The organism is Nonomuraea sp. NPDC003709, assembly GCF_040610775.1.
GTDB classification, from domain to species: domain Bacteria; phylum Actinomycetota; class Actinomycetes; order Streptosporangiales; family Streptosporangiaceae; genus Nonomuraea; species Nonomuraea angiospora_A.
Genome location: NZ_JBEXMW010000001.1, coordinates 778,813 through 796,088 on the forward strand (window position 1 = coordinate 778,813; position 17,276 = coordinate 796,088).

Sequence of the window (17,276 nt, forward strand, 5' to 3'; positions counted from 1 at the left end):
CCCTCAGAGCAGGTCGGCCGCCTCGTCGAGCTTGCGGGTGGCGCCCTCCCGGTACGCGGCCGCGAAGGCCTCCTCGCCGAGCGCCTCGCGTACCCGCGCCGCCGCCCGCTCGGCGTCGGCCCGTTCGGCCGCCCCCGCCGGGGTCTGGTTCCGCTCCCTGGCCGCGGCCGCCAGCCCCAGCAGCACGGCCGCCTTCTCGGTCGGCCCGGCGGCCGAGGCCGCGCCCTCCACGGCGAACGCCATCGTCCTGACGTCGCCCATCCTGCGGGCCGCGGCCAATGCCTCCACGTGCAGCTCCATGGCCGCGGCCGGGTCCCCGCGCAGCTCCGTGAGGTAGCCCAGCTCGATCAGCGTGTCCGGCACGTACAAGGGGGGCTCGACGTCCGCGCCGCGCGGCACCCCTTCGAGCAGCCGGCGCAGATGCGTCTCGGCCAGGTCCAGCCGCCCGGCCCGGCGCGCGGCGAAGGCGAGGCCCATCTCACCCATGATCGTGCCCTCCACGTAGCCCTGGCTCTGCGCCAGCTTCATGGCCCGCTCGCAGAACTCCATGGCGCGGTCGTAGTCGCCGGTCTGCATCGCGATCCAGCCCAGCCAGGCGATGCGCGTGGAGACCTCCGGCCACAGCCCCAGGTCCTCGGCCATCCGCAGCCCTTCGCCGAACAGCCGGGTGGCCCGCTCCGCGTCGGTCGCCATCTCGGCCAGCGACGCCAGCCAGGCCGTGGCCTGCAGCAGCCCCCACCGGTCGCCCAGCTCGGTGAACAGCCGCGCGCTCTCCTCGCCGGTCCTTTCGAGCGTCTCGATGTCCCGCGTCGTGAACGCGTCCCTGGCCTGCCTGGCGAGCGCCGCCGCGACGCCCCACCGGTCGCCGGTCTCCCTGAACGTGGGCAGCGCCCGGCCCACCAGCTCCTGCCCCGTCGGCATGTCCTTGACGTGCATGCCCACGAACAGCTCGGCCCTGGCCCGTTCGCCCGGGTCCTCGACCGCCGCCAGCACGGGCTCCCAGTCGACCTCCTCGCCCAGCATGAGCGCGAACCCGGCCTCCCAGGCCGCCGCCCGCGCCCGGACCGGGGAGGCGGCCCCATCGACGGACAGGGCCGCCGCCAGCGACCGCCGGCCCTCGGCCAGCCGGCCGCGCAGGAACCAGTACCAGGCCAGCGCGTTCACCAGCCGGGCCGCGCTGTCGGCGTCCTTGCCGGCGACCGCCGCGTCGAGCGCCGCCCGCAGGTTGGCGGCCTCCGCGTCGAGGCGCAGCAGCCAGTCCCGCTGGTCGTGCCCGTACAGCTCCGGCTCGGCCTGTACGGCCAGCGCCAGGTAGTGGCGCAGGTGCGCGAGGCGTACCCGGTCGAGCTCGCCCGTGTCGGACAGCTTGGCCCGGCAGTACTCCGACACCGACTCCAGCAGCCGGTACCGGACGCCGGCGGGGGCCTCGACGACGACCACGAGCGAGCGGTCGACCAGGCGCGCCAGCAGGTCGAGCACGTCGAGCTCGGCGGCGTCGCAGACGGATTCGGCGGCCTCCAGCGTGCAGCCGTCGGCGTGCACGGCGAGGCGGCGCAGGACGCGGCGCTCGTCCTCGGACAGCAGGTCCCAGCTCCAGTCGATCACCGCGGTGAGCGTCTGCTGGCGGGCCGGCGCGCCCCGCTGCCCCGAGGCCAGCAGCTTGAACCGGTCGTCCAGCCTGGCCACCACGCCCTGGACGCCCAGCGCCCGCACCCGGGTCGCGGCCAGCTCCAGCGCCAGCGGGATGCCGTCGAGCCGCAGGCAGAGCTGCGCCACGGCCGCCGCGTTGCGCGCGTCGAGCGCGAACCCGCGGGCGGAGGCCGCGGCCCTGGTCACGAACAGCCTGACCGCGTCCGAGCGCGCCATGACCGCCAGATCGGCGCTGCCCGGCACGTCGAGCGGCGGCACGCTCCATAGCACCTCGCCGGCCACGGCCAGCGGCTCCCTGCTCGTGGCCAGGATCCGCAGGTCGGGGCAGGCCCGCAGAAGCGCCTCGGCCAGCTCGGCGACCTGCTCGACCACGTGCTCGCAGTTGTCCAGGACCAGCAGCATCCGCCTGGCCCTGAGCGCCGCGCCGAGCTGCCGCTCCAGCGCCCGGTCCCCCTGGGAGGCCGGCTCCCCTGCGGGCGCGCCGGCGTCCTCGCGGATGTCCAGGGCGGCCAGCACGGCCTCGGCGGGGGAGCGGGACGCCTGGTCGAGCGCGACCAGCCAGGCCCCGTCCGCGAACCCGTCCACCAGCCGGTTCGCGGCCTCCAGCGCCAGCCGGGTCTTGCCGACCCCGCCGCTGCCGGTGAGCGTCACCAGCCGTTCGTCGCCCACCAGCGCGCACACCTCGGCCAGCGCCTCGTCCCGGCCGATGAGCTTGCTGACGGAGGCGGGCAGGTTCGTGACGGGGCGGTCGGCGGGCACGCTCAGGGCCGGGTCCTGCCCGAGTATCGCCTGGTGCAGGGCTACCAGCTCGGGTCCCGGGTCCAGGCCGAGCTCGTCGGCCAGCCGGTCCCGCAGCTCGCCGTACGAGGCCAGCGCCTCGCTCTGGCGTCCCGCGCGGTAGAGGGCCCGCATGTGGACGGCGCGCAGGCGTTCCCTGAGCGGGTGCCTGGCCACCAGATCGCCCAGCTCGCCCACCAGCAGGCCGTGCTCGCCCAGCTCCAGCCGCGCCTCGGCGTGCTGCTCCAGCGCGGACAGCCGCTGCTCCTCCAGGCGCAGGATGGCCGACCTGGTGTACTCCTCGTCGGCGAAGTCGGCGTACGCCGGCCCCCGCCACAGCGCCAGCGCGTCGGCCAGCAGCCCCGCCCTGGTCCGCGGGCTGTCGGTGGCCTCCGCCCGGGCCAGCAGGCCGGCGAAGCGCGCCGCGTCCACGGCCCCGGCCTCGTGGCGCAGCAGGTAGCCGGGGGCGCGGGAGACGACGAGGTTCTTGCCGCCGGGCTCGGCGTCCTCGAACGCCTTGCGCAGCTGCGAGACACGCACCTGCAGCGCCCCGGCCGTATTGCCCGGCGGCTCCGCGCCCCACAGGTCGTCGACCAGCCGGTCCACGGACACGGGATGGCCCTCGTGCACGAGCAGGTCGACAAGCAGCGCCCGTACCTTGAGCCCGGGAACCGTGACGCTCTCGCCGGCATCCGTCCACACGGCCAGCGGACCCAGCACCCCAAAACGCATGACCGTCACCTTATGCGCGGCCTTAAGTCCACGAAAAGAACATCGGAAGCCCCTTACAGCACTGTGAAGACAACTGAAAGGGGAACGAGATGAACAGCACCACACTCGAGGGCACACTTCCCGGCACCCGCGCGGGCCGCCGGGAATGGACCGGGCTGGCCGTCCTGGCCTCCGTGGCCCTGCTGCTCTCGGTCGACGTCAGCGTGCTCTACCTGGCGCTGCCGCATCTCAGCACCGACCTCGGGGCGAGCGCTCCGCAGCAGCTCTGGATCATGGACATCTACAGCTTCATGCTGGCCGGGTTCCTGGTCACCATGGGGACGCTGGGCGACCGGATCGGGCGGCGCCGGCTGCTGATGATCGGCGCGACGGCGTTCGGCGCGGCCTCGGTGGTGGCCGCGTACTCGGTGAGCGCCGAGATGCTGATCGTGGCCCGGGCGCTGCTCGGCATCGCGGGGGCGACGCTGATGCCGTCGTCGATGGCGCTGATCAGGAACATGTTCCAGGACGCCAAGCAGATGGGGACCGCGATCGGGCTCTGGTTCAGCTGCTTCATGCTGGGCATGGCGGCCGGGCCGATCGTGGGCGGACTGCTGCTCGAGCACTTCTGGTGGGGGGCGGCCTTCCTGATGGGGGTGCCGTTCATGGTGGCGCTGCTGGTGGCCGGGCGGACGCTGCTGCCCGAGTACCGCGACCCGAACGCGGGCCGGCTCGACCTCGCCAGCGTCGCGCTGTCGCTCGCGACCATCCTGCCGGTCGTGTACGGGCTCAAGGAGATCGCGAGGAGTGGCTGGCACCCGGTGCCCGTGGCGGCGGTCGTGGCCGGGGCGGCGTTCGCCGTGGTGTTCGTACGGCGGCAGCGCCGGCTCGCCGACCCCCTGCTCGACCTGCGCCTGTTCGGCAACCGGGCCTTCGCGACCACGCTCGGGACCATGCTGCTCGGCGGCGTCGTGATGGCCGGGACGACGCTGATGACCACCCAGTACCTGCAGACCGTCGAGGCCATGTCCCCGCTGGAGGCGGGTCTCTGGCTCGTGCCTCAGAACCTCGCCATGATCGTCGCTCTGACGCTGGCCCCCGCCCTCGCCCGCCGCGTCGGCACCGCGTACGTGATGGCCGGCGGATTCGCCGTGGGCGCGGTCGGGCTGTTCCTGCACACGCAGGTGCCGAGCGCCGGCGGCACCGGGCTGGTCGTGACCGGGCTCGTCCTGGCCTCCGCGGGCATCGCGCTGCCGATGGGCGTGGGCAACGGCGTCATCATGACGGCCGCACCGGCGGAGAAGGCCGGCTCCGCGGCCTCGCTGTCGGAGACGGGCGGCGAGTTCGGCGTCGCGGTGGGAGTGGCCGCGCTGGGCAGCCTCGGCAGCGCCGTCTACCGCGGGCAGCTCCCCGAGCACCTGCCGGTGGAGGCGGTCCGCGAGAGCATCACCGCCGCGGCGATCGCCGCCAAGGACCAGCCCGACCTGCTGGACCTGGCGCGGGCCGCGTTCACCACGGGGCTCAACACGGTGGCGCTGGTCAGCGCGATCACCTTCATCGGCCTGGCCGCCCTCACGCTCGCCATCCTCAGGCGCCACGCGGCATGACCTCCTGTACAGCGACTCACGCCGGACCGGCCTCCGAGGCCCGTCCGGCGTCGTCGCGTTCCACGGTTTCCCGGCGATGGGCGACCAGGAGCAGCACGGCCGGCACCACCGCGAGCACGAACGGCGACGGCTCGAACAGCGCGGCGCCACCCAGCGCCCACACCCCTACCCCGATCCCGAGATAGGCCGGCGGCACCTGCCCCCGCCGCCCGAACCCCACCACCAGCGCCCCGACCAGCCCCAGCGGCACCGCGAAGCTCCCCCAGACCAGCCAGAACGCCCCCACGCCGGGCGCGAGCCGCGACAGGTCCTCCGGCCCCGGCGGGAAGAACCACATGCTCCCGCCGAACCAGCCCGGAATGTGCCCGGCGCTCAGCACGGCGGTGGCGACCAGGTGCAGGCAGCCCAGGAACACCAGCATCCCGCCCGCCCGCCTTACGAGAACGGAAGTATCGGAACTCATGGTTCCGAATCGTATTACGGATCCGTCGGTTCCGTAATAAGCTGGCGCACATGAGACAGCCGGTGGGCCGCCCAAGGGACGGACGCGTGGACGGGGCCATCGCCGCGGCGGCCCGCGAACTGCTGGCCGAGCAGGGATACGCACAGCTCACCGTGGACGCGGTGGCGGCGCGGGCAGGCGTCGGAAAGGCCGCCATCTACCGCCGCCACCCCACCAAGCAGGCCATGATCTTCGCGGCTGTCATGCACGACCTGGAACTGGAGACGCCCCCCGACACCGGCTCCCTGACCACCGACCTGGCCGCCGTCACCCACGTCATCGCCACCACCCTGAGCACGCCGCCACCCGGAGTCGTGCCGGGACTGCTGGCGGACGTGCACGCGGACGAGGGGATGGCCGCCGCGTTCGCGGGAACGTTCGTCAGGGCCGAGCGGGAGTGCGTGACCGAGGTGCTGGACCGGGCGGTGGCGCGCGGCGAACTGCCCTGCCGGCCGGATCCCGCGCGCGTCCACGCCATGCTCCTGGGATCGATCTTCGCCTGGCTCTTCCTCCTGCTCGAAGACCCCGCCCGGCTGGACACCCTGGCGAACACGCTGGCCTCCGACGTGGCCCGCCTTCTGACCGGAGAGGGCGACGGTCCGTGACAGCGGCCGCTGCGCCTGTCCGGGCAGGCGCAGCGGCCGCGGTAGCTGTTCTACGCGATCGAGCCGGTCCAGGCCGCTGCGGCGGCCTTGTAGATGACGTTCACCGCGCCGTCGAAGTACGGCGAGACGCCGGTGTCGTAGCGGCCGTCGCCGTCGGTGTCGGCAACGCTGATCGTGATGCCGTTGAGGTAGCCGGCACGGTAGTCGCTGCTGTAGTTGTACAGCCAGGAAGAGCCGAGGGAGCCTTCACCGGTGAACGGCGACTCGACGCCGAGGAACAGGTCGTCGGGGAGGCCGGACAGCGTCATGGTGGAGATCGGCCCGGTGGACCATTCCAGGTTCTCGCCCGTGTAGGGCCGCCGTCCGTCAGGGTTGGGTCCGGCGGGGTAGCCGAAGACGTCCATCATGGAGTCCGTCGGCTGGTTCCAGGCGAAGCCCTGCCCGCCGGCGTTGTCGACCAGCCTCCCGGTGTTGGTCAGCACGTCGGGGGAGGGCGAGACCACGCCGTTGTAGACGTTCACGAAGGCGAAGTCGCGGTCGTAGTTCTGGTACGTGGAGAAGTCGTAGTGGGCGAAGGCCTGCTTCCCGACGTACAGGCCCCACGGGGTGGTGCCGGCGGTGTAGCCGGGGACGAAGACCCACTTGCCGAGTGTGGTGTCGGAGCGCTCGATGTCGTACACGCAGTGACCGGCCGTGGCGACGAGGTTGCGGTACTGCGACTGCAGTGCGGTGCCCGTGCACCAGTGCGGCTGCCCGTCACCACCGATGAAGAACACCTTGCCCGTGCTCGTGGGCGTTTTGCCCTTCGGCTCGGCCGGGCCCGCCACCGGCGCGACCGAGCCGGGCTTGGTGTCCGGGGAGACGGGGGTGGACACGCGTTCCCCCTGGACCTCGGTCTGTACGGCATAGGGTGTGGCGTTCTTCAGGTTGGCGGCTCCGTCGGCGAGCCAGAACCGCGCGATCTCCTGAGCGGCCGACACAGTGGCGAGAGGGGCCACCGTTATCTCGCCCTCGGCCTGCGCCGGGGTGGAGATGGCGGTGGATCCCAGCAGGCTCAGGCCGATGCCTAACGCGGTCAGTGTGCGTCTCATAGTTGATCTTTCCGTTCTTGTTGCAGATAAGGAGGATCTAAAAATCTCTCGATCCAAAACATCCGCATCACGCCACAAAATGGCACTTTCGGTCAAGAAGCACAGAAAGTGACGCGCTCAAGAATCGAACACAATGTCGAACGGGGTGTGGTCGGCTCTCGTGCTGCGAAGATCCACTCCAGGGCGGAGTTCCGGCCGATGTGGCTCGGTGGTCACGCGGAGTGAAAGGTCCAGGTCGCCGCGACGGCTCGGCATCGCGTCCTTGATCCGATTCCCAGCGAACTTACAGCAAAGGACGCAGTCTGTAAGGTCGTGAGTGCTGCCGGGCTTCAGCCGGAGTGCGAGGAGGGCGGGGCCTTCCTGGCCGAGCCGCGGTAGCGGTCGGCGTCGTAGCGGCGGTCGTTGTCGTCCAGCTTGGCCTGGGCCGCCTCCACCAGGTCCACGCCCAGCACGTCGGCCAGCCGGACCAGGTAGAGGGTGACGTCGCCCAGTTCGGTACGTATCCGGGCGAGCGCATCGGGATCGGGCTGCGCGGACTCGTCGGCCGTGAGCCACTGGAACTCCGCCACCAGCTCCCCGACCTCGCCCGCCAGCGCCATCGCCAGGTTCTTGGGGGTGTGGAACTGCTCCCAGTCCCTGGCCCTGGCGAACTCGCGCAGGCGTTCGGCAAGGCGTTCCAAGTCCGTCGTCACGTCGCACGACCCTACCCATCGCCGCCGGTATGTTGCTGCTCGTGAATGGGGTCGAGCTGTTTCTGTTGGGCCGGACGCTGATGAAGATCGGCGAGGAGGCCATGCCGACCGAGGGCATCGGTGAGCACTCCACGAGCGTGCGCACGGTGCTGATCGTGGTGAGCGATCTGCGCGGACATCCCGACACCACCGTGGGTGAGATCGCCGCCCGTACCGGGCTGCCGCAGAGCGCCGTGTCGGCGGCCATCGCGCGGCTGCGCTCCGTGGGCGCGGTGATCGCCGAGACGGATCCCGCGGATCGGCGGCGCACGATCATCCGTGAGGCGCCTGGGGTGTCCGAACGGGTGACGCAGGTCAGGGACACCCCGATCGACGCCGCGCTGGGGATCGCGCTGGGCACGGAGGACCCGCGGCGCGTGGCGGAGACCGTGGCGGTCCTGGAGGAACTGGCCGCCAAACTGATCCCCGGAATAATGCATCGAACTTGATGTATCAGATTTGATGGATTATCTTTGAGGTCATGAACGCAGACATCTTGCGCATCCCAGGCGTCGACCTCTACTACGAGGTGCGCGGCAGCGGCCCGCTCCTGCTGATCTCGCAGAGCGGCGAGGGTGACGCCGGTCGCACCGTTGACCTGGTCGATCGGCTGGTGGACGCGTACACGGTGATCACGTACGACCGGCGCGGGCTCAGCCGCAGCACGGTCCCCGGCACCGGCGTGAGCGTGCGCGAGCACGCCGACGACGTGCACCGGCTGCTCGCCCACCTCACCGACCAGCCCGTGATCATGCTGGGTCAGAGCCTGGGCGCCTCCATCGGGCTGCACCTGGCCGTCGAGCACCCCGAACAGCTCAGCCTGCTCATCGCGCACGAGCCCGTCTCGCCGTGGCTGCTGCCCGAGTCCGAACGGGCCGAGCACCGCAAGGAGCTGGCCGAGCTCCAGTCGCTCTACCGCGAAGGCGGCCTGCCCGCGGCGATCGGCCAGGTGAAGCGGGTGCTCGGCATCACCGAGGACGCCGAGGCCGACCTGACCCCGCAGCCCATCACGCCGCAACGGCAGGCGAACTTCGACTTCTTCATCCGCCACGACTTCACCGCCGTCGTCGAGGACGAGCTCGACCTGAGCGGGTGCCGCACCCGCATCGTGCCCGCGGCCGGGCACACCACCCCGCAGCACGTCTTCGACCGCCGGTGCGCGGTCGAGCTGGCGGAGCTGCTGGGCACGGAGCTGGTGGAGTTCCCGGGCGGGCACAACGGCAACACCAGCCATCCCCGGGCGTACGCGGCCCGGCTCCGCGAGGTCCTCCAGACCGTCGGCTGAATCACCTCGCTCCAGTGGGTGTCGCCCCGAACCTGTACGCTTCCGCGCGTGTCCGAATTATCGGTTTCTGGCTATGAGATCAAGGGTGTTCTCGGCCAGGGCGGCTTCGGTGTCGTGTACCTCGCCGTGCAGTCGGCCGTGGGTCGCGAGGTCGCGCTCAAGGTCGACAACCGGGTGCTGCTGTCCGACCGCGACCGGCGCCGGTTCATGCGCGAGGTCACGGCCGCCGGGGCCCTGTCCGGTCACCCGCATGTCGTGGCCGTCTATGACGCGGGGCTGCTGCCCGACGGGCGGCCGTACATGGTGCTTGAGCTGTGCCCGGGCGGGTCGCTGTCCGGACGGAGGCTCTCGCCGGTCGAGGCGCGTGACGTGGGCGTACGGATCGCCGACGCGCTGGCCGCCGCGCACACGCAGGGGGTGCTGCACCGGGACGTGAAGCCGGGCAACATCCTGGTCAACCGGTACGGCCAGGTGGCGCTGTCCGACTTCGGGCTGGCCACCATGCCCGCGTCCGGGCCCGAGGCGTCGGTGACGCGCGAGTCCCTGACGCCGTCGTACGCGCCGCCCGAGGCGTTCGAGCTGGCCGAGCCGACCCCGGCCGGCGACGTGTACGCGCTGGCCGCCACCGTCTACGCGCTGCTGAACGGCCGCCCGCCGCGCTTCCCCGAGAGCGGCGTGCCGAACCTGGCGATGATCCTGGCCCTGCACCGCCTGCCCGTTCCGGACATTCCTGGCGTGCCGCCCCAGCTGACCGCCGTGCTGCGCCAGGCGCTGGCCAGCGACCCGCGCGAGCGCACGCCCACCGCGGAGGCGTTCCGCGACGCCCTCGCCGCCGTCCCGCTCGGGCCCGCCCCGGCCCCCTCCGGGGGCCGGCACACCGCGCCGCCGACCCCCTCCCAGCCGATGGGGCAGCACCTGAGCCAGCCGGGGCCGCCGCCGATGGGGCAGCACGCGAGTCACCCGGGGCCGCAGCCGATGATGGGTTCGCCGGTCACCGGCCCGCCGCCGGGCGGCCACGTGGACACCGTGCCACCCGCCCGGCGCGGCGCCTCGAGGGCGCTGGTCTCGATCGCCGCCGCTCTGGCCCTGGTGATCTCGATAGGCGTCGGCGTGGTCGTCTACACGTACGTCACCAGGGAGCCGGGCGGCAACCAGGCGTCGTCTCCCAGCGCTTCGGCCTCCACGAGCGCCACGGAAGAGGCGAAGACCGTGTTCAAGGGGCTGAAGACGTACACGGAGAACTGCCCGGCGAGCAAGGTGCGCGGCGGTGAGGCGGCGTGCGTGCAGGAGTCGGAGTGCTGGGGCGGCCTGGTCATCATCTCCGGCGACACGAAGGCCAGGCGGGTCGGGTGCGAGGAGCTGCACTCGTGGGAGACGTTCGCGGTCGCCCCGATCCCGTCGGACGCCGACACGTACGTGCAGCAGGACCTCGCCAAGCACCCCACGATCAAGCGGATCTGCAGCCGGGCGGTGCTCCTGGCCAGCAGGGTCGGCACGGCCAGGAGCACCGGCGCGGCCGGCTGGATGGCGGACGTGATGCCGCCGTCGCAGGCGCAGTTCGAGACCGGCACGCGCTTCCTGCGCTGCATCGGCCGCCTGACCAGTCAGGAGCCGCGCCGGTCCTACTTCCACCGGGGAGCTTGACGGTGTCCATCGTTCTCGCCACGCCGCCCTGACTGTCATGGTGGCGCGGCCGGCGGTGGTCAGGACGGCTAGGCTGCCCGAATGGACTTGAAGGATCGGGTACGCGAGCTGCGCGCCGAGGGCCGCTCCCCGAAGGAGATCGCCAAGGCGCTGAAGGTGTCGCCGTCCGTCGTGGCGCCGCTGGTGCGGGCCATCGCCTCGGAGGCCCCCACCGCCGAGCCCGAGGTGGTCGGGTGCTGGGTCAACATCGGCTGGAGCGAGGGGCTCACCGTCGACCCGGCTCGCGGATGGGTGGACGAGGGCCCCGACGCGGGCCTGGGCGGCCTGGTGTGCGTGCTGGTCGCGCGGCGGCACACCTGGGACCGGATGACGGTGGCCGGCTACCTCGCCGACGTCTACTGCCTCGGGGCGAAGAACGCGATCGGCCCCGACGTGCTCGACGACCGCGACCTGCGGCGCTTCCGCCAGTACTTCTTCGGCGAGTACGCGGGCTTCCAGGAGGCGCCGATCGAGCTGGCCCGGCACCTGGTGTTCGGGTCCGTCGACTACGCGCGGACGCTCGGGTTCGAGCCGACGGAGGACTTCGCTCCGGCGGCCGACGTGCTGGGCAAGTGGGAGGGGGACGCGGCGATCACGTTCGGCCGTGACGGCAGGCCCTTCTACGCGCAGGGGCCGGACGACGACCCGGCGAAGGTGCTGCGGACGCTGCGGCGCACGCTCTCCGACGAGGACTTCGACTACGTCACCGGAGGCCGGTGACGCGCATCGTGATGTTGAGGCGGCCGGAGGCCAGGCCGGTGGCGGGATCGCCGGTGCCCGGATGGACCTTCGGCACGCCGTGGTAGGCGAAGCGCGACGGCCCGCCGAACACGAACAGATCGCCTGAGGCGAGCTCGACGTCCGTGTACGGCCGGCCGCGCGTCTCGGTGTTGCCGAAGCGGAACAGGCACCGGTCACCGATGCTCAGCGACACCACCGGGGCGTCGGACTTCTCGTCCTTGTCCTGGTGCATGCCCATCCTGGCCTGGCCGTCGTAGAAGTTGATCAGGGCGGTGTCGGGTTCGTACGTGTCGCCGGGGCGTCCGTACGCGTCGGCCAGGGCGCGCCGCCCCAGCTCGCCGAGCCACGCGGGGAACTCGGCCACCTGCCGGCCGTTCACGTCGTGGGCGATGCGCGTGTACCGGTACGGCTGCCAGTGCCACCCCACGCACACCGTCCGGACCGACATCACGCCGCCCCGGGGCAGCACGGTGTGCCGGATCGGCACCGGCCCCATGGCCCATCCGCGGCACGCCTCGACCAGGTGGCGCTGCTCGTCCAGCGTCAGCCAGCCGGGCACGTGTACCGCCCCCGGCGCGATCTCCCGCATCACGCTGTCTCCCGGCCCTTCCATGCCTGGTACGCCTCCGGCAAGCACCTCGAACACGGCCGGTACCCGGCCGCCACCGCGTCACCGGCGTCCGCGAAGAACACACGATGCCGGACATATCCCCCGCGAGCGATCGAGCGCAGCGCCGAGGGGCAGTCCAACCGCCCGTACAGCCGGGCCCCTCGATGCCCGCCCAGCGTGCCGGGCACCGGGCTCGCATACGGGCGGCCGTCGGCCCCCACCAGCGTGTACGTCATTTCGCGTCGTGAAAGACGAGCCCCAGCGTATGCCGCAGCCCCGACCGGACGGTGCTCACCCCGTGCCGCACGGGGGAGGCCGACCAGCCCCGCGAGGAGCGCACGGGCCGGTCGCGCGTGGTGAAGATCAGCCCGTGCCCCTGCGGCAACAGCGTCACCGTCCCCCGCGACTGGGCCCGCGGCCGCTGCTCCACCAGCAGGAACTCGCCGCCGGTGTAGTCCTCGCCCGGCCGGTCCAGCCCGATCACGACCTGCAACGGGAACACCAGGTCGCCGTAGAGGTCGCGGTGCAGCGCGTTCCAGTCGTCCCGTCCGTACCGCAGCAGGATGGGCGTCGGCCTGGTCTGCCCCGCTCTGTGGCACATGTCCAGCCACTCGTCGAGGTCGTCCGGCCACGGCGCCGGCTGGCCCAGCCTGGCCGCCCAGTCGCGGGCGATCGGCAGCAGCCGCGGGTAGAACTCCGCCCGCAACTTCTCCACCAGCGGCGGGAACGGCCGGCTGAAGTAGCGGTACTGCCCGGCGCCGAACCGGTGCCGCTCCATGTCGATCGTGGACCGGAACAGCCCGATCTCGTCGTACAGGCCGGCGATCTCCTTGCACTCCTCGGGGGTGAGCACCGGCGGCGTCAGCGCGCACCCGTACGAGTTGACCTCTTCCGTCAGTTTCGCCCAGTCCATCTTGGTCTCCTCCGTCAGCTTCGCCGAGTTCATCCGACGACGCTCCAGAGCTGCGGCTGCAGGGCGCCTTCCAGCGTGAGCAGCTCGTGCTTGCGCTCGAGGCCGCCCGCGTACCCGGTCAGCGAGCCGTCCGCCCCGACGACGCGGTGGCAGGGGCGGACGACGAGCAGCGGGTTCGCGCCGACGGCCGCGCCGACCGCGCGGATCCGGTCACGTGGCGCGCCCACCCGCGCGGCGAGCGCGCCGTAGCTCGTCGTGGTCCCGTACGGCAGCTCATCCAGGGCCGCCCACACCTGCTCCTGGAACGGGGTGCCGCGGGTGGCGAGCGGCAGGTCGAACGCGACCCGCTCGCCCGCGAAGTACTCGGCGAACTGCCGCTCGACCTCCTCGAACGCGGCCGGCTCCCACCGCAGACCAGCCCTTCCGCCCACATCGAACGACACGCGCGTCAGCGCGGAGCCGTCACCGACGAGCAGGATCGGGCCCAACGGGCTTTCGATGATGCTGTGGATGTCCATACCTTCTTCAACACCGCCAGGCCCTCAAAAGTCAGCGGTTTTCGGACATCACAGCCCCCTCCTCATCTCCCCTCCTCGGCCCCCTCCTCGGTTTCCCCCGTCGCCACCGGCTCCCGCCTCCGGCCGTCCCCGCCACCCGCGCACCTCAAGCCGCGTCCCAGTCAGTGGACGATCGCGCGATCATGGGCGTACGCTCGGTGACCATGGCCGAGTCGCGCGAGCACACCTTCACCGGCACCACGGGCCTCAACACGGTCCGCGTATGGCCCCATGGCCGGCCGCGCTACGTGGCCGTCCTGATCCACGGGTACGGCGAGCACATCGGCCGCTACGAGTACGTGGCGGATCGGCTCGTCCACCATGGCGCCGCCGTCTACGGCCTCGACCACACGGGCCACGGCAAGTCGGCCGGCGACCGGGTGCACATCGCGGACTTCGAGGACGTGGTCACCGACGTCTACTCCGTCGAGGAGCAGGCCAGGGACGACCACCCCGGCGTCCCGGTCGTGGTGATCGGCCACTCGATGGGCGGCATGATCGCGGCCCGCTACGCCCAGCGCTACGGCGACGGCCTGGCGGCGCTCGTGCTGTCAGGCCCGGTGATCGGCGAATGGGCGGTCGTCCCGACCCTCCTGGCCTACGAGGAGCCCCCGGACGTCCCGATCGACCCGGCCACCCTCTCCCGCGACCTCTCGGTGGGCGCCGCCTACGCCGCCGACCCCCTGGTGTGGCACGGCCCGTTCAAGCGCGCCACGCTGGAGGCGTTCGCCACGACGCTCGCCACGATCGCCAAGGGCGGCAGGCTCGGGCCCCTGCCCACGCTGTGGGTGCACGGGGCCGACGACGAGCTCGTCCCGCTGAACGGGAGCCGTCCGGGGGTCGAGGCGATCAAGGGTACGGACCTGACCGAACGGATCTACGAGGGCGCCAGGCACGAGGTCTTCAACGAGACCAACAAGGCCGAGGTCCTGGACGACGTGACGGCCTTCATCGACCGGGCTATTTGACCGGCAGCCATACGTACCCGGAGCCCCGCGTACGGGTGAGCTCGATCTTCCAGCAGCCCCGCTTCGGGAAGACGAACCCCGTACCCCACTCCTCGCCGGGTTTGTGCCAGCTCGACCCGCCATGCTCCTCGGGCCCCCAGGCGAGCTTGGCGGGCGTACCGTCGGGAAGCGTCGCCTTGACCCGCAGCGGCCCTTCACCCGTCATCCGCCACACGATCTTGATCTCTTCACCGCGCGCCAGTGGCGGACCCGCCACGAACAACAGCCCCCACAGCTCCGCATCCCGCCCCACCCCCCGCACCTCGGGAAACCCTCCGCCGAGAAGCACCGAGGTCCCGTTACACGCGGCCCTGGTAGCCGTCGGGCTGGGGCTTACGGAGCTCGGGCCTACGGCGCTCGGGCTTACGGTGCTTGGACTGACGGCGCTCGGGCTTATGGGACTCGGGCTTACGGCGCTTGGGCCTACCGCGCTGGGGCTTTCGGGACCCGGGACGGCCGACCCAGCCACGGGCGCGGGCACCTCGGCCGAACACCCCGCCGCGACCACCAACAGCGTCACCATCATCAACCACTTCATGCAACCTGTACTCCGGGCGATACCGGGAGGTTCCGGCTAGCGACCCGGACTCGCCGGAAGCATGAGCGCCAACAGCCTGGAGCCTGACGCGACCGCTCAGACCTTGCGCCATCCTGGCACCCAGGCCCCGCCCTCCTCGACGACGTAGTCGCCGAACAGAGCGGGGGCTTCCTGGCGCATGAGCTCGCCGATGCGCTGGAACAGCAGGCGAATCTCCTCCTCCGCGCCGGCGGCGGTGCGGGCCTCGATCGTGTGCCGCAGCGTGCGCACGTTAGCGGTCCACACCAGCCCGGTCGCCACACCCTCCGGGGCGAACCGGCGCATGAACGACGTGCGGTGCTTCTTCTCCGAGAACGGCACGCCCTCCTCATCGAGCCCGAAATGCTCGGCCATCCACAGCTGGAACTGCTCGAGCTGCTCCAGCACCGCCGTGGCCCGCTTCATCAGCTCGTCGTCTTTCCGTGCCCACTCCGGGAACCAGAACGGCAGCTCGTCCAGCCGGACGAAACGCAGCGACTCCTGCGAGACGGCCACACCCGGGCGGTGCCGCACCAGCTCGTGGGTCAGCACCCGGCTGACGTTGTGGAGCACGAAGCTGAAGCTGACGTGCTCGAGGACCGAGCCGTGTGCGCTGGCCAGGATGTTGCGCAGGTAATCGTCCTGGTTCTCCCTGATCCTGACCACGTTGGGATTGAGGCCGGGCTCGAAGGAGCGGTAGCAGAGCCGACCGGCGAACTCGGCGAGGTTCTGCGCGTCGAGGTCGCCGCGATCGAGCCGCTCCAGCCAGCTCTCGCCGCCGACCTCGGCCAGGTAGCGGGCCAGCTCGTCGTAGTCCAGCGACGGACGGGAGACGATGAAGACCTCGGGTTCGACACTGCGCATGGAGAGCCCCCGCTCGGATCGACCGCTTTCGACGGCCCCAAGCCAACCAGCTCCTGCCACCCGGCGCGAGTCGACCGCCCCTCGACGCTCCTCGCTCGGCGAGAGTTCGACCGCCTCTGGACGCTCCTCGCGGGCATTCCACGTCCAAGGTCGGCAGGCGCCGTGGCTTGCGGCTTCGACGGTCAGCAGGCGCCACGGCTTGCAGCTTCGGCCTCCCCGATCTCGCGACCGTTGAAGGTCTCGAGCCCGCCGGAGCGAAACGCGGCGGGCTCCGGCTTCTATCGATGGGTCGCCGAGCCGTCCGCGGCCGCCTGCGCGAACGATCGTAAGGCGTGGACGGTGGCATCGGGGATGGGCAACGCATCGAGATCGGCCCGAGCGAGGACGTCGGGTCGCGGAAACATCCTGGTGAGGCCGACTGGGGCCAGGCCGGGCACGACCGCGCCGTACCGGCCGGCGAGGTCACCCAGGATCGCCCGTGCCCGTGTGGCGTCCGGAACCTCGGCACGCACGATGTCATGCACACCGGCTTCGAACGGATCCCACGAACCGCACGTCCTCGCAGAGTCGTCGAGGGCGAAGATGCTCCGGACCCGGTGGACGTGGTGGATGAGTCCGTTGAGCCGGGGGAGATGGGCGACGAGCAGGAGTTCGGTCGGGGATCGCTGGGTGATCTCGATCATGCCGGGGTCGTGATCGATCAGGATGGTGCGCCGATAAGAGGTGCACGAGACCGCTTCGACGGTCGGTGTCGCGCGTGCGGCCAGGTGGCGCAGGGCGGCCGCGAAATCGAGTGACTTGTCGTGAGCGAGCCGGAGGGCCAGTCCGCCATCGGCCTGGAGGCGGTCGGTGACCCGCCGTCGAGCCCGCAGCTCACGTGGGGCGCCGTGGAAGGTGCCCATGAGGACTCGGTTGAGCTGCCGAACGCTGCCGAAGCCCGCGGCGAAGGCGATGTCGGCTATCCGAAGGTCAGTGTCGTCGAGCAGTCGGCGGGCGAAGTGCGCGCGCCTGGAGCGGGCGAGCTGGTCGGGCGTGACCCCGGCATGCTGAAGAAACATGCGCCGCAGGTGGCGTGGGGACACGCCGAGCCGACCGGCGAGACTGCTCTCCGTCGTGTCGTCCAGGGCTCCGCCGGCGATGAGTTCGACCCCGCGGCACACCAGTTCGGGCATGTCCGCGACGGTGGCCGGTTCCTGCCGGTACGGGCGGCACCGGTGGCAGGCGCGGTACCCGGCTGCCTCCGCCGCGGCCGCGGAAGGGTAGCGGGTGGTGTTCACCGGAAGGGGGCGGCCCGGGCAGTCGTCTCGGCAGTAGATACCGGTGGTCAGGACGGCGCCGACTGCGTTCACGCTTCCAGCATGGCATCCACCGGCTCACCGGATCGGA

Annotated in this window: 18 protein-coding genes; 7 read left to right on the top strand and 11 right to left on the bottom strand. The window is 71.7% G+C overall.

The genetic code is table 11. From position 1 onward, the window contains the following. Positions 1-3: 3 nt before the first annotated feature. Positions 4-3,159 (bottom strand): BTAD domain-containing putative transcriptional regulator, encoded by a 3,156-nt coding sequence (locus tag ABZX61_RS03745; RefSeq protein WP_355191266.1) that lies wholly within the window; start codon positions 3,157-3,159, stop codon positions 4-6. 89 nt (positions 3,160-3,248) lie between these two features. Here ABZX61_RS03745 and ABZX61_RS03750 point away from each other — a divergent pair, with 89 nt between their 5' ends. Further along, positions 3,249-4,745, top strand: a complete 1,497-nt coding sequence (locus ABZX61_RS03750) for an MFS transporter (protein ID WP_355191268.1) — start codon at positions 3,249-3,251, stop codon at positions 4,743-4,745. A 16-nt stretch (positions 4,746-4,761) separates the two neighbouring features. Here ABZX61_RS03750 and ABZX61_RS03755 read toward each other — a convergent pair whose 3' ends face one another. Further along, on the bottom strand, positions 4,762-5,208 hold the full coding sequence (locus ABZX61_RS03755; protein ID WP_355191270.1) for a hypothetical protein: 447 nt from the start codon (positions 5,206-5,208) through the stop codon (positions 4,762-4,764). A 50-nt stretch (positions 5,209-5,258) separates the two neighbouring features. Here ABZX61_RS03755 and ABZX61_RS03760 point away from each other — a divergent pair, with 50 nt between their 5' ends. Next, a complete protein-coding gene (locus ABZX61_RS03760; protein ID WP_355191272.1) occupies positions 5,259-5,852 on the top strand; it encodes a TetR/AcrR family transcriptional regulator in 594 nt (197 codons plus the stop codon). Between the two features lie 50 nt (positions 5,853-5,902). Here ABZX61_RS03760 and ABZX61_RS03765 read toward each other — a convergent pair whose 3' ends face one another. Further along, a complete protein-coding gene (locus ABZX61_RS03765; protein ID WP_355191274.1) occupies positions 5,903-6,943 on the bottom strand; it encodes a hypothetical protein in 1,041 nt (346 codons plus the stop codon). Between the two features lie 329 nt (positions 6,944-7,272). After that, complete coding sequence (locus ABZX61_RS03770) at positions 7,273-7,635, bottom strand: nucleotide pyrophosphohydrolase (RefSeq protein WP_350729842.1); 363 nt, start codon at positions 7,633-7,635, stop codon at positions 7,273-7,275. A 41-nt stretch (positions 7,636-7,676) separates the two neighbouring features. Here ABZX61_RS03770 and ABZX61_RS03775 point away from each other — a divergent pair, with 41 nt between their 5' ends. The 4 genes from ABZX61_RS03775 to ABZX61_RS03790 all read left to right on the top strand — a co-directional run bounded on the left by ABZX61_RS03775 (position 7,677) and on the right by ABZX61_RS03790 (position 11,362). Then, a complete protein-coding gene (locus tag ABZX61_RS03775) occupies positions 7,677-8,123 on the top strand; it encodes a helix-turn-helix domain-containing protein (protein ID WP_355191276.1) in 447 nt (148 codons plus the stop codon). Between the two features lie 32 nt (positions 8,124-8,155). Beyond that, positions 8,156-8,959 (top strand): alpha/beta hydrolase, encoded by an 804-nt coding sequence (locus tag ABZX61_RS03780; protein WP_355191278.1) that lies wholly within the window; start codon positions 8,156-8,158, stop codon positions 8,957-8,959. A gap of 48 nt (positions 8,960-9,007) precedes the next feature. After that, positions 9,008-10,603, top strand: coding sequence for a protein kinase (locus tag ABZX61_RS03785; RefSeq protein ID WP_355191280.1), 1,596 nt, complete (start codon positions 9,008-9,010; stop codon positions 10,601-10,603). Positions 10,604-10,684: 81 nt separating this feature from the next. Next, positions 10,685-11,362, top strand: coding sequence for a helix-turn-helix domain-containing protein (locus tag ABZX61_RS03790; RefSeq protein ID WP_350729849.1), 678 nt, complete (start codon positions 10,685-10,687; stop codon positions 11,360-11,362). Here ABZX61_RS03790 and ABZX61_RS03795 read toward each other — a convergent pair. The 4 genes from ABZX61_RS03795 to ABZX61_RS03810 are packed head-to-tail and all read right to left on the bottom strand — an operon-like array spanning position 11,346 to position 13,424. Beyond that, positions 11,346-11,972 (bottom strand): alpha-ketoglutarate-dependent dioxygenase AlkB, encoded by a 627-nt coding sequence (locus ABZX61_RS03795; protein ID WP_355191462.1) that lies wholly within the window; start codon positions 11,970-11,972, stop codon positions 11,346-11,348. The two genes, ABZX61_RS03790 and ABZX61_RS03795, sit on opposite strands and share 17 nt — an antisense overlap. Then, positions 11,972-12,229, bottom strand: a complete 258-nt coding sequence (locus tag ABZX61_RS03800; RefSeq protein ID WP_355191281.1) for an Ada metal-binding domain-containing protein — start codon at positions 12,227-12,229, stop codon at positions 11,972-11,974. The genes ABZX61_RS03795 and ABZX61_RS03800 overlap by 1 nt, the downstream gene beginning before the upstream one ends. Further along, complete coding sequence (locus ABZX61_RS03805; protein ID WP_350729853.1) at positions 12,226-12,939, bottom strand: 2OG-Fe(II) oxygenase; 714 nt, start codon at positions 12,937-12,939, stop codon at positions 12,226-12,228. Before ABZX61_RS03805 ends, ABZX61_RS03800 begins: the two co-directional genes overlap by 4 nt. Next, positions 12,936-13,424, bottom strand: coding sequence for a methylated-DNA--[protein]-cysteine S-methyltransferase (locus tag ABZX61_RS03810; RefSeq protein ID WP_355191283.1), 489 nt, complete (start codon positions 13,422-13,424; stop codon positions 12,936-12,938). The genes ABZX61_RS03805 and ABZX61_RS03810 overlap by 4 nt, the downstream gene beginning before the upstream one ends. Positions 13,425-13,606: 182 nt before the next feature. Here ABZX61_RS03810 and ABZX61_RS03815 point away from each other — a divergent pair, with 182 nt between their 5' ends. Then, positions 13,607-14,431 (top strand): lysophospholipase, encoded by an 825-nt coding sequence (locus ABZX61_RS03815; protein ID WP_355191285.1) that lies wholly within the window; start codon positions 13,607-13,609, stop codon positions 14,429-14,431. On the opposite strand, the gene ABZX61_RS03820 is transcribed toward ABZX61_RS03815, so the two are convergent. The 3 genes from ABZX61_RS03820 to ABZX61_RS03830 form a co-directional block, all read right to left on the bottom strand. Continuing rightward, positions 14,424-14,723 carry a hypothetical protein gene (locus tag ABZX61_RS03820; protein WP_350729856.1) on the bottom strand — a complete coding sequence of 100 codons (300 nt, stop codon included), beginning with the start codon at positions 14,721-14,723 and terminating at the stop codon, positions 14,424-14,426. The genes ABZX61_RS03815 and ABZX61_RS03820 overlap by 8 nt on opposite strands. Positions 14,724-15,104: 381 nt before the next feature. Further along, a complete protein-coding gene (gene thyX / locus ABZX61_RS03825) occupies positions 15,105-15,890 on the bottom strand; it encodes an FAD-dependent thymidylate synthase (RefSeq protein WP_355191287.1) in 786 nt (261 codons plus the stop codon). 278 nt (positions 15,891-16,168) lie between these two features. Next, entirely contained in the window at positions 16,169-17,239 is a 1,071-nt protein-coding gene (locus ABZX61_RS03830) for a helix-turn-helix domain-containing protein (RefSeq protein WP_355191289.1), read from the bottom strand. Positions 17,240-17,276: the final 37 nt, after the last annotated feature.

Excerpts from the sequence above, each read along its gene's own strand:
- ABZX61_RS03745 (WP_355191266.1), bottom strand. The coding sequence starts at position 3,159 with ATGCGTTTTGGGGTGCTGGGTCCGCTGGCCGTGTGGACGGATGCCGGC.
- ABZX61_RS03750 (WP_355191268.1), top strand. The coding sequence starts at position 3,249 with ATGAACAGCACCACACTCGAGGGCACACTTCCCGGCACCCGCGCGGGC.
- ABZX61_RS03755 (WP_355191270.1), bottom strand. The coding sequence starts at position 5,208 with ATGAGTTCCGATACTTCCGTTCTCGTAAGGCGGGCGGGCGGGATGCTG.
- ABZX61_RS03760 (WP_355191272.1), top strand. The coding sequence starts at position 5,259 with ATGAGACAGCCGGTGGGCCGCCCAAGGGACGGACGCGTGGACGGGGCC.
- ABZX61_RS03765 (WP_355191274.1), bottom strand. The coding sequence starts at position 6,943 with ATGAGACGCACACTGACCGCGTTAGGCATCGGCCTGAGCCTGCTGGGA.
- ABZX61_RS03780 (WP_355191278.1), top strand. The coding sequence starts at position 8,156 with ATGAACGCAGACATCTTGCGCATCCCAGGCGTCGACCTCTACTACGAG.
- ABZX61_RS03790 (WP_350729849.1), top strand. The coding sequence starts at position 10,685 with ATGGACTTGAAGGATCGGGTACGCGAGCTGCGCGCCGAGGGCCGCTCC.
- ABZX61_RS03795 (WP_355191462.1), bottom strand. The coding sequence starts at position 11,972 with ATGCGGGAGATCGCGCCGGGGGCGGTACACGTGCCCGGCTGGCTGACG.
- ABZX61_RS03800 (WP_355191281.1), bottom strand. The coding sequence starts at position 12,229 with ATGACGTACACGCTGGTGGGGGCCGACGGCCGCCCGTATGCGAGCCCG.
- ABZX61_RS03805 (WP_350729853.1), bottom strand. The coding sequence starts at position 12,939 with ATGAACTCGGCGAAGCTGACGGAGGAGACCAAGATGGACTGGGCGAAA.
- ABZX61_RS03810 (WP_355191283.1), bottom strand. The coding sequence starts at position 13,424 with ATGGACATCCACAGCATCATCGAAAGCCCGTTGGGCCCGATCCTGCTC.
- ABZX61_RS03815 (WP_355191285.1), top strand. The coding sequence starts at position 13,607 with ATGGGCGTACGCTCGGTGACCATGGCCGAGTCGCGCGAGCACACCTTC.
- thyX (WP_355191287.1), bottom strand. The coding sequence starts at position 15,890 with ATGCGCAGTGTCGAACCCGAGGTCTTCATCGTCTCCCGTCCGTCGCTG.